13 protein-coding genes are annotated in these 14173 nt (G+C 45.4%); 7 read left to right on the plus strand and 6 right to left on the minus strand.

Annotation, left to right across the window (positions count from 1 at the left end; genetic code table 11):
* Nucleotides 1-207: 207 nt before the first annotated feature.
* From hisA to C7Y66_RS11205, 3 genes are all read right to left on the minus strand, one after another.
* Nucleotides 208-981, minus strand: a complete 774-nt coding sequence (hisA, locus tag C7Y66_RS11195; protein ID WP_106545643.1) for a 1-(5-phosphoribosyl)-5-[(5-phosphoribosylamino)methylideneamino]imidazole-4-carboxamide isomerase — start codon at nt 979-981, stop codon at nt 208-210.
* A 61-nt stretch (nt 982-1042) separates the two neighbouring features.
* Entirely contained in the window at nt 1043-1321 is a 279-nt protein-coding gene (locus tag C7Y66_RS11200; protein WP_106545644.1) for a DUF3593 domain-containing protein, read from the minus strand.
* Between the two features lie 62 nt (nt 1322-1383).
* On the minus strand, nt 1384-1716 hold the full coding sequence (locus tag C7Y66_RS11205) for a DUF2499 domain-containing protein (RefSeq protein WP_041462416.1): 333 nt from the start codon (nt 1714-1716) through the stop codon (nt 1384-1386).
* Nucleotides 1717-1906: 190 nt separating this feature from the next.
* On the opposite strand from C7Y66_RS11205, the gene csaB reads away from it, so the two are divergent.
* Nucleotides 1907-2944, plus strand: a complete 1038-nt coding sequence (gene csaB, locus C7Y66_RS11210; protein WP_106545651.1) for a polysaccharide pyruvyl transferase CsaB — start codon at nt 1907-1909, stop codon at nt 2942-2944.
* A 60-nt stretch (nt 2945-3004) separates the two neighbouring features.
* Here the strand turns inward: csaB and sbcD are convergent, their stop codons facing one another.
* From sbcD to cysH, 3 genes are read right to left on the minus strand one after another with little or no spacing between them, the layout of a single operon-like run.
* On the minus strand, nt 3005-4300 hold the full coding sequence (gene sbcD / locus C7Y66_RS11215) for an exonuclease subunit SbcD (RefSeq protein ID WP_106545645.1): 1296 nt from the start codon (nt 4298-4300) through the stop codon (nt 3005-3007).
* Nucleotides 4301-4354: 54 nt separating this feature from the next.
* Nucleotides 4355-4723, minus strand: coding sequence for a four helix bundle protein (locus C7Y66_RS11220; protein WP_106545646.1), 369 nt, complete (start codon nt 4721-4723; stop codon nt 4355-4357).
* Nucleotides 4724-4754: 31 nt separating this feature from the next.
* On the minus strand, nt 4755-5477 hold the full coding sequence (gene cysH, locus C7Y66_RS11225; RefSeq protein WP_015153927.1) for a phosphoadenosine phosphosulfate reductase: 723 nt from the start codon (nt 5475-5477) through the stop codon (nt 4755-4757).
* Nucleotides 5478-5645: 168 nt separating this feature from the next.
* Between cysH and C7Y66_RS11230 the strand changes: the two genes are divergently transcribed.
* From C7Y66_RS11230 to C7Y66_RS11255, 6 genes are all read left to right on the plus strand, one after another.
* On the plus strand, nt 5646-5927 hold the full coding sequence (locus tag C7Y66_RS11230; RefSeq protein ID WP_041462415.1) for a glutaredoxin family protein: 282 nt from the start codon (nt 5646-5648) through the stop codon (nt 5925-5927).
* A 122-nt stretch (nt 5928-6049) separates the two neighbouring features.
* Entirely contained in the window at nt 6050-7582 is a 1533-nt protein-coding gene (locus C7Y66_RS11235) for a UDP-N-acetylmuramoyl-L-alanyl-D-glutamate--2,6-diaminopimelate ligase (RefSeq protein ID WP_106545652.1), read from the plus strand.
* Between the two features lie 106 nt (nt 7583-7688).
* A complete protein-coding gene (locus C7Y66_RS11240) occupies nt 7689-9104 on the plus strand; it encodes a DICT sensory domain-containing protein (protein ID WP_106545647.1) in 1416 nt (471 codons plus the stop codon).
* A gap of 14 nt (nt 9105-9118) precedes the next feature.
* A complete protein-coding gene (locus C7Y66_RS11245; protein WP_106545648.1) occupies nt 9119-10144 on the plus strand; it encodes a helix-turn-helix transcriptional regulator in 1026 nt (341 codons plus the stop codon).
* Between the two features lie 137 nt (nt 10145-10281).
* Nucleotides 10282-12948: a TonB-dependent siderophore receptor gene (locus C7Y66_RS11250; protein WP_106545649.1), complete on the plus strand. Its 2667-nt coding sequence runs from the start codon at nt 10282-10284 to the stop codon at nt 12946-12948.
* Nucleotides 12945-14173, plus strand: a 1229-nt coding sequence (locus C7Y66_RS11255; protein ID WP_199197371.1) for a PepSY domain-containing protein, incomplete at its 3' end; no start/stop codon positions are given. The genes C7Y66_RS11250 and C7Y66_RS11255, both read left to right, overlap by 4 nt.

Raw genomic sequence — 14173 nt, forward strand, 5'->3', positions numbered from 1 at the left:
GAAGAAAGGTGCGGTAAAGGCTTCTACCGCAGGATACAGTTATGGTAGGGAGCAGGGAGTAGGGGAAGAGAGCTGAGGAAGCTTATGATGCTCTCGGGAGCTGAGGGGGAGAAGAGAGCTGAGGGAGCAATTCACGCATTCACGCATTCACGCATTAATTCCGAATTCCGAATTCCGAATTCTTCCCACGCATCACTCATAAGGTAATTAGGCAAAAGCCGACGATCCTAAATCTGGAGGGATATCTTGCCAGCGTCCTTGTCCGACTGCTTGTATAGCTTGTGTGAGGGAAATATCGCCAGTATACAAGGCACGACCGACGATCGCACCCGTAACGCCAAGAGGTTCTAAAGCTAGGAGGCTGAGTAAGTCGGTGACAGAACTTACACCTCCAGAAGCGATGACGGGAATAGATAAACTTGTAGCTAACTCTCGTAGTGCATCCAAGTTGGGTCCAGCAAGAGTTCCATCGCGATGAATATCAGTGTAAATAATTGCTGCCGCACCCAGTTGTTGCATTCGCTGGGCTAAATCTGCGGCTAAGACTTCCGAAGTTTCCAACCAGCCGCGTGTAGCTACCTTACCATTACGCGCATCAATACCGACGACAATTCGCCCTGGAAATTCTTGACACAGACTAGCTACTAACTGGGGTTGTTCTACAGCTACAGTACCCAAAATAACTCGCTGTACGCCTAATTCTAAGAGTTGGGCAACGCTAGCGCGATCGCGCAATCCGCCACCAACTTGAATTGGTACTGACACTGCCTCTACAATAGCCGCGATCGCCTCCAGATTAACGGGTTTACCTGCTTTCGCGCCATCTAAATCGACGACATGCAGCCACGTAGCACCTTGGCTAGTCCACTGTTGCGCAACATCAGCCGGATTATCGTGAAAAACCTGGGAGCGATCGTAATCTCCCTGATACAGTCGCACGCAGCGACCTTCAAGTAAATCTATGGCGGGAAAAAGATTCATAAGTCAGTTATCAGTGATCGATTATCAGTGTAGAGACGTTACATGTAACGTCTCTACAAAATCATTTCCTCAAAGCTTGTCGAAAACCCAAAACAATCAGAATATTAGAGAGAGTTAAAAATACTTCAGCACTACCATGCAACCAGTCAACATTGGCAAGAGATTCGCCGTAATGGACTTGGGCATAAATTCCAGCAGGGATAGTGACGGCGACAAATACCAAAGTACCGTAGAAGCCGAATAATGCTAGACGCGGCAGTTTTTGAGAGCGAGTTATAAACCAGAGAAAGCCTAGATAGGGAAAAAGAGAGAGAGCGAAAAGGGTTTCTTTTGAAATCATTAGAGATAAGCAGAAGGCAGAAGGCAGAAGGCAAATGTATTGTACGTTTAATTATTATCCTTCTACTTAGAAGAAATCTTGCTGTGCGATCGCATTACTGGCGATCGCGTCGAACGCCATAGCAACCAACCAGCAGCTAATAACGTGAAATTTCCGATTAAAGTCATACTAGCTTGAAGCATTACCAACCATTCTAAGGATTTGGCATTGTCGAAGAAGTGCCAAGTACAGGCACACATGGCACTAATTAAAGCAGGTAGCATTGCCAGAGAAACCGCATACCAAGCGCGGTTGCCCACAACCTCGCCATAACTCCAAATTAACCAAATGGCGATCGCCCATTCGATGACACTAGAGACGTGAATAATCCAGGTAGGAATTGAGAGTGCGTGCATTTTGAGGGAGTAGGGAGTAGGGGAAAGAGAGCTGAGGGAGCTGAGGGAGCTGAGGGAGAAAAAACACCTGTCAATGTCACTCTCTACTGACAACTGATAACTGTTAACTGCCAACATACAGCCAATATATTATAAAGTTTTTATCAAGTTTGGATTAAGTCAAGATTGAGGGGTGACGGATGTGAGGCAGATAAGGGTGGTGTTGTGCGGGTATTACGGCAAAGGTAATGGCGGTGATGAGGCGTTGCTAGCAACACTGTTGCAAATGCTACCTAAACATGTCACACCTATTATTCTGTCTGGTAATCCAACGCAGACGCAGGAGCGCTATCAAGTAGAAGCTTGCGATCGCATGGCTTTTTCTCCTGTGTGGAAAACCTTGCAGCAGTCTGATGCTTTTATTTGGGGTGGGGGCAGTATTATGCAAGATTCTACTAGTGCCATCAGCCCGTTTTACTACGGGGGATTAATGACTATGGCGCAAAAGTTAGGGTTAAAAACTATGGCTTGGGCGCAGGGAATTGGTCCTTTAAAAAGTCCGCTAACCCGGTGGTTGACAAAACAGACATTTGCTGGATGTACGGGGGTGAGCGTCCGCGATCGCGGTTCGGCAAGTTTGCTGACCGATTGGCAGATTCCCCATCTGCAAGCACCCGATCCGGTATGGGCTTTGGAAGCCGGAAATACACCTGGGTTGTGGGATTTACCAGCGCCGAGAGTTGCCGTGACTTTGCGATCGCACCCACAATTAACTCCCAATCGCCTTGCTAATTTGACTCGCGCTTTAGTTGATTTTCAACGGGCAACAGATACCTGCATTTTATTAGTGCCATTTCAATTATCGCAAGACTTAGCGATCGCTCAAGCGATTCAGCCACAATTACCAGGGGCAAATCAAATCCTCTACCTCGAAGATCCGAAAAGTTTAAAAGGCGTATTTCGCGGCGTAGAAATGGCAATTGGAATGCGCTTTCATAGCTTAATTATGGCAGCTGCGGAAGGTTGCCGCTGTTTTGCCATCAGCTACGATCCAAAAGTCGATCGCCTGATGGCAGAACTATCTATACCTGGATGGGATGTCGCTCAAATTCCCGACGACCCCAATATTATCAGCCAAACTTGGATCGAGCATTATGCCAACGGCGACCCTTTAAGTCCAGACCAAATTCAGTCTTTAGTAGACAGAGCCTACATGCATCGTGAATTGCTGCGGGAGATTTTGCAATAATAGTCGATGGTCACTGCTCCCTGCTCCCTGCTCCCTACTCCCTGCTCCCTGCTCATGATTTCACAGCAACCGTAACTGTCCGTCAGTATTACTTGCATCGATTCCAGTTCCTGGGGTAGATTCTAACCAAGTTTCCGTATCGGCTGCTAGTAATTGTTGGGCAGCTACCATCATTTGAGCGGTAATATCTTTCAAGTCCTCGCGATTATCTAGATAAGTTTTTAAAGCATCAAGGGGATCGATACTGCTACTCGCGTCTAATTGCGGTAAACGCGGTCGTGCTAGCTGACTGATCAGCTCTGGTTGAATTGTATAACTGTGAGCAGAACTGAGAACTTGATGAAGTGCTGCATTATCAATTAAGTCGATTTGATCGGAGCGAAGTTTGTAAATTAGTCTGACGACTGCATCGGTAATATTCTTTTTTGCGATCGCTTTGATTAAAGCTGCTTGCGGATCGGCTGCATTGGCGACATCGACGTTAATGGTACAAAAAGGACGAACTGGTAGCGGGCAGAACTCCCATTTGGTACTACCCCGCTGTAGTTCTATCATCACGTAGCCTTTGTCTTCTTTTTCTTCGCTAAAATCGACTCGCTCGATACTACCAGGGTAAATAATTGGCGGTTCGTTAGATGGGTTGAGGTTTTGATGGCGGTGGACGTGTCCGAGAGCAACGTAGTCTAACTCGGGACGAGTTAGAAGAGACAGGGGAATAGTAAAACCTTTCCCTACAGCTAAGAAGCGCTCAGCACCATAGGAAGCATTATCGATCATCAAATGACCTAGAAGTACTGTCGGAATCTTGGGGTCGAGCCGACGAATTTCTCCTTCTAAGGCAGCACGCAAGCGATCGATCAATAACTGGTTGACATCGGCGAGGGATAAACCTTCTGTTTCTGGACGAGTCAGGAGAGTAGAACGAGTTAGCCAGGGAAGAGTGATGACTTGAACTGTACCATTGTTTGTTTGAATGTGATGGGTCATCAAGCGATCGCCCACCATAAACCCTGGTACGCCCAAAGTCCGATAAATGCACAAACTCGCCCCCCCTTGCCCTTGGGAATGCTGGTCGTGGTTGCCTACCAATAATACGGTAGGAACCCGCGCATCAACCAAGCGACGAAATTGACTGGCAAATTTTTCTTGAATATAAGGGGGTGGCGTGGCATCGGGAAAAGCATCCCCACCAAACAGCACCAAATCCACTGGTTCTTCTAACGCGCGATCGATACAGCGCGATAAAGTCTTGACAAAATCTTCCAAGCGTGTGTTCAATCCAGTTTCAGGATTGAGCCGACCGTGGGAAAAGCTACTTCCCATGTGGATGTCTGAAAGATGGAGGATTTTAATCATAGGAGTCAGGAATCAGGAGTCAGGAGTCAGGAGTCAGAAGTCAGGAGTCAGGAGTCAGGAGTCAGGAGTCAAGAGAGAAGAATAGTAAGCATCTAATAGCTTGCTAACTTCTTCAAGTAGAAGGCATAACTCTAAGCTATCGCCGTAGCCGAGGTCTTTTGCCAAAATCAGGTAATAGCGGCACTCCTCGACAGAGCCTTGGGCAATATTCATAAACCGTGCTTTATCAGTTTTGTTTTTCTTCTTAAATCCTTCTGCAATATTGGCAGGAATAGAAATTGCCGCTCTCCTCAATTGAGAAGTCAAGCCATACAATTCTGTTTTAGGAAAGTTTTCGCTGAAACGATATACTGCTAAAACAAACTGATGAGCTTTTTGCCAAACAATTAAGTCTTGGAAGACCCTTGCTGGTATTCTCTTCATTCTGACTCCTGACTCCTGACTTCTGGCTCCTTCAAATATGAATTCCGCATTCAGTCTTGTCAGAACCCCGCCAGCGTCCGGCGCGTTCGTCTTCGCCTTCGGCTACGGGTGTGGTAATCGGTTCGTCGCCGATACTGGGATAGCCTTGGTCGTGGAGCGGATTGTAAATGACGTTATGCTCGAAAACATAAGCCCAAGTTTCTTTGCGCGTCCAAGAAGCGATGGGATTAACTTTGAGGCGCTGTTGACTGTCGAGTTCAAAAACGGGCATATCAGAACGGGTACGCGCCTGATCGCGCCGCCGTCCGGTAATCCAAGCTACAGCGTTGAGTTCGGCTAGTCCTCGTTGCAGAGGTTCGATTTTGGTCAAGTGGTGAAATTGCTGAATGTCGCTATCCCATAGGGCTTCGCCATATTTGGCAGCAAAAGCAGCCCGAGTATCCACATCTGGAGTTTTATAAACTTGCAGATCCAAGTCGTACAAGTCTTTGACTTTGGAGACTAGCTCTAAAGTCTGGGGAAAGTGGTGTAAAGTGTCGAGAAACATAACTGGGGTGCGGTGCTTGAGTTCGCGGTAGAGAATATCGGTGATGACGATATCATCTACGTTGAAAGCGCTGGTTTGTACTAACCCTGTAGGAATGTTCTCGACACACCAGGCAAGAATTTTGCTAGGATGAGCTGTCTCATATTTGCGATTTAGCTCATCTAGATCGAAATTAGGTGTTTGGATAGAAGATGTTGAAACAGTCATCTGCGCAATGATGTGAATAGTTCTGCATATTCAACAATAACGGAAATCAGTTATCAGTTATCAGTGATTAGTGGTTGGTGACTAGTGGCTAGTGGAACTAGAATTGCTTCCCCAGCTCAAGAGCAGCTCTCTTTCTCGACTTACGACTTACGACTTACACTTAAGTTTATGCACTTAATTCTCTATAGCAAACCTGAATGTCATTTGTGTGAAGGCTTGCAGGAAAAGCTAGCACAAATTTTATCTACACACCAAGAGCTATCGCTGGAAGTCCGCGATATCACACTACAGGAAGATTGGTGGCAAGCATATCAATACGAAGTACCTGTTTTATTTCTGTGTAGCGACGACGGGCGATCGCTCCCTCTCCCTCGTCCCTCTCCTCGCGCTACAGTCAGTCAAATTCAGCAAATGCTTCAGAAATATGTAAATCATCATGAAGCAGAATAGGTGCAATTGAAAGCTGGGATTAAGCTAGCTAGTTAACAGTTATCAGTTATCAGTTATCAGTGACCATCAACTCCCAATTTCCAGTTACCAGTTACCAGTTACCAATTACCAATTACCAAATCATGAAGTTAGGCGAATTGTTAGCAAAAGTTGACAGTATCGAACAACTACCCCAGCACCCAGCTTTAGATCTGGAGGTGAAGGGTTTAACGACAAATTCTCATGCTTGCCAAGTTGGCGATCTCTTTATTGGAATGCCAGGAACGCGGGTGGATGGAGGAGAGTTTTGGCAAAGCGCGATCGCGAGTGGGGCGATCGCGGCTTTAGTGTCTTCTCAGGTAGCCTTGAAGAGAGCTGAGGGAGCCCAGGGAGCTGAGGGGGCTTGTATTATTGCCGCTAGGGATATGGTTCGAGCTTGCGCTGGGGTGGCGGCTGCTTTTTACGGCTATCCAGCCACGCAAATGAGGCTGGTGGGGGTGACGGGAACAAATGGTAAAACGACCACCACCCATTTAATCGAATTTTTCCTCCAACAAGCAAAGTTATCTACAGCTTTATTTGGAACTCTTTATTCTCGTTGGGCGGGTTTCGAGCAAACAGCAGCTCATACTACGCCATTTGCTGTAGAACTGCAACAGCAATTAGCTAACGCCGTGCAAGCGGGAACTCAAGTAGCGGTGATGGAAGTCAGTTCTCATGCTTTGGCACAAGGACGAGTTTTAGGGTGTCCGTTTGAAGTAGGGGTGTTTACCAATCTGACTCAAGATCACCTAGACTTCCACCGCGATATGGAAGACTATTTTGCGGCAAAAGCCTTGCTATTCAGTCCCGATTATCTCCAAGGACGAGCAATTATTAATACAGACGATCCCTACGGACAAAGATTAATTAAACAACTACCACCGGAACGGGTGTGGAGTTATAGCGTCCAAGCTGGAACAGCCGACTTCTGTTTGAGCGATTTGGGTTACGAACCAACGGGAGTGAGCGGTAAATTACACACACCCGCAGGAGAAGTAGAATTTCGATCGCCTCTGGTAGGGCAGTACAATCTAGCTAATTTACTCGCAGCAGTAGCAGCCGCTTTACACTTGGGCGTAGATTTACAACTCATCGCTAACGTATTGCCGCAGTTTGCTGGAGTCCCTGGGAGAATGGAGCGGGTGCAAGTGAGTCCCCATCAGGATATCAGCGCGATCGTCGATTACGCCCATACGCCAGATAGTTTAGAAAACTTGTTAAAAGCAGCTCGACCGTTTATTCCAGGTAAGATGATTTGCGTGTTTGGCTGTGGCGGCGATCGCGATCGCACCAAGCGCCCGAAAATGGGTAAAATCGCCGCCGATTTAGCAGATGTCGTTTACGTCACTTCCGACAATCCCCGCACCGAAGACCCTGAAAGAATTCTCCAAGATATTCTCGCTGGAATTCCCAACACAGTAGACCCATTTGTCATTGGCGATCGCGCTACAGCAATTCAAACGGCAATTCAACAAGCCCAATCCGGCGATGGCGTACTCATTGCTGGCAAAGGTCACGAAGACTACCAAATTTTAGGTACGGAAAAAATCCACTTTGACGATCGCGAACAGGCGAGAAATGCACTAAGAATTCGGAATTCAGAATTCGGAATTCGGACTTTGGAAGTGGGGTAAGCGGCTGGTGGCTAGTGGCTGGTGGCTGAAATTGCTCCCTTGTCCTCCTTGTCTCCCTTGTCTTCTTTGTCCCGCTTGTCCTCCCTCTAACCCATAATTCCTAGTAATGGAAATCTCCCTTTATCGACTGGCTCTGAGTATAGAACAACCACCATCGCCAATGTTGGTGAGTCCGGCAACCTTGCTTTCCTTGGTAGAATCGGTGATGGAATTACTGGTAGAAAAGCAAATCTCAGCAACACTATGGCTAAAGTTACCATCAGGGAAAGTCTGGTATGCTTCGATTCAGCGCTATCACGAGCAGGTGAGAGTCTCTGACAAAACCTATGTTTGCTACGGACAGGAAACTGCGATCGCTCAATTGTCTGGTTTCCCAATGGTTCCAGTCCAATTATTACCAAATAGCCATTTGCGGCGGGACTATTTTCTCATCGTCCATTCGCCTCAATTCTGCTGTATGGTGCTGGCACATCGATCGCGACTGAAACGCAAAAAGGGAAAAACTAAGGAAAACGATCGCCAAAAGAAATTTTTACCCTTGCTGAGCCTTTGTTCGTTTGAGGGACGAGTCTTACAGGAGGTACTCAAGGGAATCGGTCATGTCGTGGCTCAAAGCGTGCGTTGGAAGCTAGCGCAGCACAAACAGCCAGCGATCGCCCCAGAGGTGATGAAAAATTGGGAGACGCTGTTTGCTTGTCCGTCTGCACCCGATCCAGTACTATTAGAGCGATTATTTGCCAAACAAGTTCAGCAACAAGATGCAACTCGCCGGAGTACGTTTGATGAACTCACTGGCACTTTAAAACGGCAAAATCAAGCTTTAACAAATACCTTAACTCGTAAAGATGAATCGTTCGGTAGGATGTGCGAAGAACTCCGCACTCCGCTGACACATATGAAAACGGCGTTGAGTCTTTTAAACTCTCCTCACCTCAAACCACCGCAAAAACAGCGCTATTTGCAGATTTTGAGTAGCGAGTGCGATCGCCAAAATTCTTTAATTAACGGTTTATTAGAATTAGTTCAATTAGACAGAACGGCAGAACAAACAGTTTTACAACCATTGAAACTGAGTGAAATTATTCCAGGGGTAGTTAGTACCTACCAACCTCTAGCTCAAGAAAAAGGCATTATGCTTGCCTACACCGTTTCTCCCGATTTGCCTTCTATTTTCTGCTCTAACAATTGGTTACGGCAAATCGCTATTAATTTGTTACATAACAGCATTAAATTTACTCCTACAGGCGGGCAAGTGTGGGTTAAAGCTTGTACTCAAGGCGAATACGTGCAATTAGAATTTCGCGATACGGGAATTGGTATTTCACCTAACGAGATCCCCAAAATCTTCGATCGCTTTTATCGGGTGCGTTCTGTTTCCAGCGAAGATATAGGTGGTGCGGGACTTGGTTTAACAATCGTTCAACAACTTTTACTACGCTGTGGCGGTTCTATTTCGGTTAAAAGTAAAGTCGGTGAAGGTTCTATTTTCAATGTCTTGTTACCCATAGCTCCATCTAAGTAAAGTGTGGGTTGAAAATGGAAACGCTAAATGAGGCACAATACGAACAACGGCATTTAGAAAGCTGTCAAGATTACGAGTTGATTCTTAATACTAAAGGGTACGATTACATTGAGAAATATTGCGATCGCTACGTTAAAAAAAAGTGTCGCGAAATTCTGCTACCTTCTGGAAACAACCTTCAGATTCTCGATTTGACTTGGCTGCATGATTTAAGTACAGAAGTCGAACACAGTTGCGCTGAACCTCTAACAGCAAAATTTTATCTTGCCGGAAATCTCAGAACCATCACGCCTGGAATTAAAGATAAATATGTCAAAGACGATTATCTTGAAAAAACAGGTGAAAATTACTTATTCTACCTACCACAGATCGCTGAAATCGAGCAAGCTAAAGCCGGAACTACTGAGATATTAATTAGAATTACTTTTGACTTAAATTTCTTTAGGTCGTTTAATACAGACTCGGAATCTCTCCCAGAACCGTTACAACTTCTGCTAGAAACTGACACTCCGCCTCGGTTTCACCTTCCAGTGGGAAAAATTACCCCGCAAATGCACCTTGCCTTGCAGCAAATTCTCGATTGTCCTCATCAAGGCATGATGCAGCGGATGTATCTAGAAAGTAAGGTACTCGAACTGCTATCTTTGCAGTTAACTCAACTCGTCGAAAGCAATGGGAGACAAGCTAACAGTTTCAAACCAACTGACGTAGAACGAATTTACCAGGCAAGGGAAATCTTAATTCAAAATCACGTCAACCCACCTGCGCTGATGGATTTGGCTCAACAAGTTGGACTGAACCACATGAAGTTGGAACAAGGCTTTCGCAAGATTTTCGGCACAACAGCATTTGGTTATTTGCGCGACTACCGCTTGCAGCAAGCATATTTATTGTTGCGAGATGGCAAGCTGAATGTAGAAGCAGTAGTAAATAAAGTTGGGTATTCCCATTTAGGTCATTTTGCTAACGCCTTCCGGCGCAAGTTTGGCATAACTCCTGGTGCTTGTCGTGCTGGCAAAAAGATTGTTACTGAGTTGTAACTTTTCTGCTATGGATCGAAATTTATCTTCTATGGCATAGACTTGGGTTTCGGTAATTACGTAGACTACTCACTGGCTTATTTGCAAATCTTTTTTGATAGTGATTTGTGTCAAGATTGCTGTGAGGAGTATAGTAAGTGTTGCAACCTGGGCGATATGGGATTTTAGGCTTGAAAGCTTCTTGGCTGCTTGCTGTTTTGCTGTTAACTGAGCCAGCGATCGCTAAAACTGACATGGGAACTGAGGTGGGCTTAGCAGCAACGGTGTCTAACCAGATGCAAACTAATCTCAAGAAAGATGATAAAAGTTTTTATACAAGTGCTCAAGTCGCGGCTCAGCCACAGCCTGATGCGGCGGGTAAGTCAAATGCGGTGCAAGTAACGGGTATCAAGCTGAATCCAACGCCAAACGGCTTGGAAATGATTCTAGAAACCGCTGATGGAACCTCACCCCAGGTCTTGACCTATGGCTACAAACAGACTTGGGTAGCAAATATTATCAACGCCCAACTGCGTCTACCCGAAGGTAAGATTTTTCGTCAGAATAATCCAGTTGCAGGTATTACTTCTGTTACCGTTAGCCAACTTGCTACTAACAGTATTCGAGTCACGGTGACGGGGACATCGATCCCAACAGGACAGATAGTAACAAGGAATCGCACCTTGGTACTGAGTTTAGCTGCACCCACAACCCCTACAGCCCAAAAACCAGCGCCAGCAACACCGCCAGCGCCAAAACCGGATATTCAGCCAAAACCAGAGGCAACACCATCAGAACCAAAGAATATACAGCAGCCATCCCAGCCAGCACCAGGGGAAGAAACTGAAATTGTGGTGACGGGGGAACGAGAAGTAGAGGGATATAACGCACCAGATGCATCAACTGCTACCAAAACGGATACACCTTTACGGGACATTCCTCAGTCAATTCAAGTCATTCCTCGCCAGGTAATTGAAGACCAGCAAGTAACAGAAATTTCAGATGCTCTGCGGAATGTTTCAGGTGTGACTCCACGAGTAGATTATGGCTTTTCGTATACCTACAATATTCGAGGATTTAGCGATTCTAGAACCCTGAGAAATGGATTCCGTATTGAAGCGCCGACAATTGCCCCTAGTGGCATCGAGCGAGTGGAAGTTTTGAAGGGTCCAGCTTCAGTATTGTACGGTCAAGTAGAGCCAGGGGGAATTATAAATTTTGTTACCAAAAAGCCTCTCAGCGACCCCTATTATGCAGCTGAGTTTACCGCTGGAAGCTATGACTTTTACGAGCCATCTATTGACTTTTCTGGACCATTGACTGCTGATGGAAAACTATTATATCGCTTGAATGCCTCTTACCAAAACTTTGGGAGTTTTATTGATTTTGTTGATGGAGAAATTCTCTCGATCGCACCTGTAATTAGCTATAAAATTGGCGATGCAACTACTCTGACTTTAGAGTATGAATATTTATATTCCGATCGCACGTACAATGATGGGCTGCCAATAGATCCAGTTACATTTGAGCTGCCCATTAGTCGATATTTAGGAGAACCAGGCGATCGCATTGATGAGACTACCAATAATCTCATCCTCAGCTTTGACCATCGCTTTGACGACAATATTAGTCTTCGCACTGCTTTTGGAGCTTCTTTTTCGGAAGGGGAAGATGTAGCTTGTCGAGTGTCTGAGTACGATCCAGAAACTCAGGAAGTATCTCGATTTTGTGTAATAGATGGCTCTGAATATGACGATGTTTATTCTTGGCAAACCGATTTGGTGGCTAAATTCAACACTGGGTCAGTGCAGCATCAACTACTACTGGGGCTAGAGCTATCTCAACGCAACAATGGCTATGAAAACTTTGAGGCTAGTGGAGCTAACATTAATGTCTTTGACCCCGTGTATGGCGAACCAATTCCACCTTCAGATTACTCTTTTAAAGACGATTTTACGTCTAACGCTGTAGGGCTATATCTACAAGACCAAATCGCATTGTTGCCTAATTTAAAACTACTAATAGGAGGCAGATTTGATTTTACAAGTTTTGAATCTAGGGGTTACGAACAAACTGTAGGAGAAGAACGAATTGACAGGTCTAACGATTTTGAGGACGATGCGTTTTCCCCGCGAGTGGGATTAGTTTATCAACCGATTGAACCCATTTCTCTCTATGCCAGTTATAGCCGTTCCTTTGTCCCCAACAATACTATAACAGCCAGTGGAGAGTTAATCGAACCAACTCGCGGCACGCAATATGAAGCCGGAGTTAAAGCCGAATTAGGAAATCTCTCAGCAACTCTAGCAGCTTATGAAATTACGAAAACCAATATTCTGACACCCGATCCCGACAACCCAGATTTCTCAATTGGAGTCGGAGAAGTAAAAAGTCGCGGCATTGAATTCGATCTGGGAGGAGAAATTCTACCTGGATGGAATCTAGTTGCCTCTGCTTTTATCAATGATGCTTTTGTGACTGAAGATAACAATCTTCCTGTTGATGACGTACTCACAAATGCTCCAGCAGAAGGAGCTAGTTTATGGACGACTTATGAAATTCAACGTGGCAATTTACAAGGATTAGGTTTTGGTGTGGGAGTATTTTATGTAGGCGATCGCGAAGCCGAATTACCTAACGAACTCGTACTTCCCTCCTACGTGCGTGCCGATGCCAGTATTTTCTACAAGCGCGATAACTGGAGAGTGGGGCTGAATTTCAAGAATTTATTTGATACTAAATACTACGAATCATCTCAGAATACGGCTTTGATTTACCCAGGTGCGCCTTTTACAGTTTTGGGAACTGTGGCGGTAGAATTTTGACTCCCCTAACCCCTCGCTTTGCCAAGGAGAAGAGAACCGCAGGCGGAGTGAGGCTTTGTGTGCGATCGCAATCTGTCATTTTTGAAATTATCTATAGCTATATGCGTGCAAAACGACTGCGTAATCTTATATTTTCAATTCACCGTTATATCGGCTTAGTTGTCGGGTTAATCCTAATTCTGATTGGCATTACAGGCAGCTTGCTTGTCTTTCACTCAGATATTGACGATTGGATCGTGTCTCAACAATTTGGGGTAGTGATTCCCCAAGGACAACCAATATCAATCGATCGCACCGTGGAAATTGCTCAAGCGGCTCATCCGCAATGGAAAGCTGTAAGCGTTTCCATCCCAAAAAGCGATCGCCACCCCTTCCATGTTGTGATGGAAGAACCGAATGCAAATCCAGATATTTATCTCGATGGCGCTCATCAAGTGTTCGTCAATCCCTATACAGAAAAAGTGATGGGCGATCGCTTGGAAAGATTCAGCTACTATCGCTTTTTGCTCAACCTACACTATCGTTTGTTTGTCGAACAGCCTGGAGTAATTTTAACAGGAACTGTAGCTTTGTTTCTGCTAATTGCCGCAGTTACAGGCACTTTCTTGTGGTCTGGTTGGCGCAAACTTTCAACCGGATTTAAAATCAAATGGAAGGCGCATATTAAGCGACGAAACTTTGATTTACACAAAGTTGTTGGAATTACAACAGCGGTTTTTCTCTCATTAACTGCCATTACAGGCTTCGGTTGGAACTTTTCAGATTTTACCTATCCGGCGATTCGGACGGTGACATTTAGCCCAATTCCAAATGACGATCCCGTTACTTCTAAGCCAATATCGGGACAAGCACCTATAACCCTTACTCAAGCCGTCGAGCAAGCTAAAGCCGCATTACCAGGAATGCAGCTAAATTCTGTAGATTTGCCTGGGTCTGAAACAGGAGCGATTTCAATCTACGGCTTGTATGGCGAAAGCTGGTCAACTTATGGTGTAGCACACATCGATCGCTACAACGGAAAAGTTCTTCAAGTTGAAGATTCGCGACAGCCAAAATCGTTAGGCGATCGCATTATTAACTCATTTTTCGATCTGCACGTCGGTACATTTTGGGGTTTACCATCGCGCTTTCTCTACGTTTTAGTAGGATTTGCACCCTTAGTTCTATTCATCACTGGCGTTGTCATGTGGCAGCATCGCCGCGAGAATAAGAATAAAAGTAAGTC

This window comes from Chroococcidiopsis sp. CCALA 051, from assembly GCF_003015105.1.
GTDB lineage: Bacteria > Cyanobacteriota > Cyanobacteriia > Cyanobacteriales > Chroococcidiopsidaceae > Chroococcidiopsis > Chroococcidiopsis thermalis.

Excerpts from the sequence above, each read along its gene's own strand:
- C7Y66_RS11205 (WP_041462416.1), bottom strand. The coding sequence starts at position 1,716 with ATGCACGCACTCTCAATTCCTACCTGGATTATTCACGTCTCTAGTGTC.
- sbcD (WP_106545645.1), bottom strand. The coding sequence starts at position 4,300 with ATGATTAAAATCCTCCATCTTTCAGACATCCACATGGGAAGTAGCTTT.
- C7Y66_RS11200 (WP_106545644.1), bottom strand. The coding sequence starts at position 1,321 with ATGATTTCAAAAGAAACCCTTTTCGCTCTCTCTCTTTTTCCCTATCTA.
- C7Y66_RS11245 (WP_106545648.1), top strand. The coding sequence starts at position 9,119 with ATGGAAACGCTAAATGAGGCACAATACGAACAACGGCATTTAGAAAGC.
- cysH (WP_015153927.1), bottom strand. The coding sequence starts at position 5,477 with ATGACTGTTTCAACATCTTCTATCCAAACACCTAATTTCGATCTAGAT.
- C7Y66_RS11235 (WP_106545652.1), top strand. The coding sequence starts at position 6,050 with ATGAAGTTAGGCGAATTGTTAGCAAAAGTTGACAGTATCGAACAACTA.
- C7Y66_RS11230 (WP_041462415.1), top strand. The coding sequence starts at position 5,646 with ATGCACTTAATTCTCTATAGCAAACCTGAATGTCATTTGTGTGAAGGC.
- C7Y66_RS11240 (WP_106545647.1), top strand. The coding sequence starts at position 7,689 with ATGGAAATCTCCCTTTATCGACTGGCTCTGAGTATAGAACAACCACCA.
- C7Y66_RS11220 (WP_106545646.1), bottom strand. The coding sequence starts at position 4,723 with ATGAAGAGAATACCAGCAAGGGTCTTCCAAGACTTAATTGTTTGGCAA.
- hisA (WP_106545643.1), bottom strand. The coding sequence starts at position 981 with ATGAATCTTTTTCCCGCCATAGATTTACTTGAAGGTCGCTGCGTGCGA.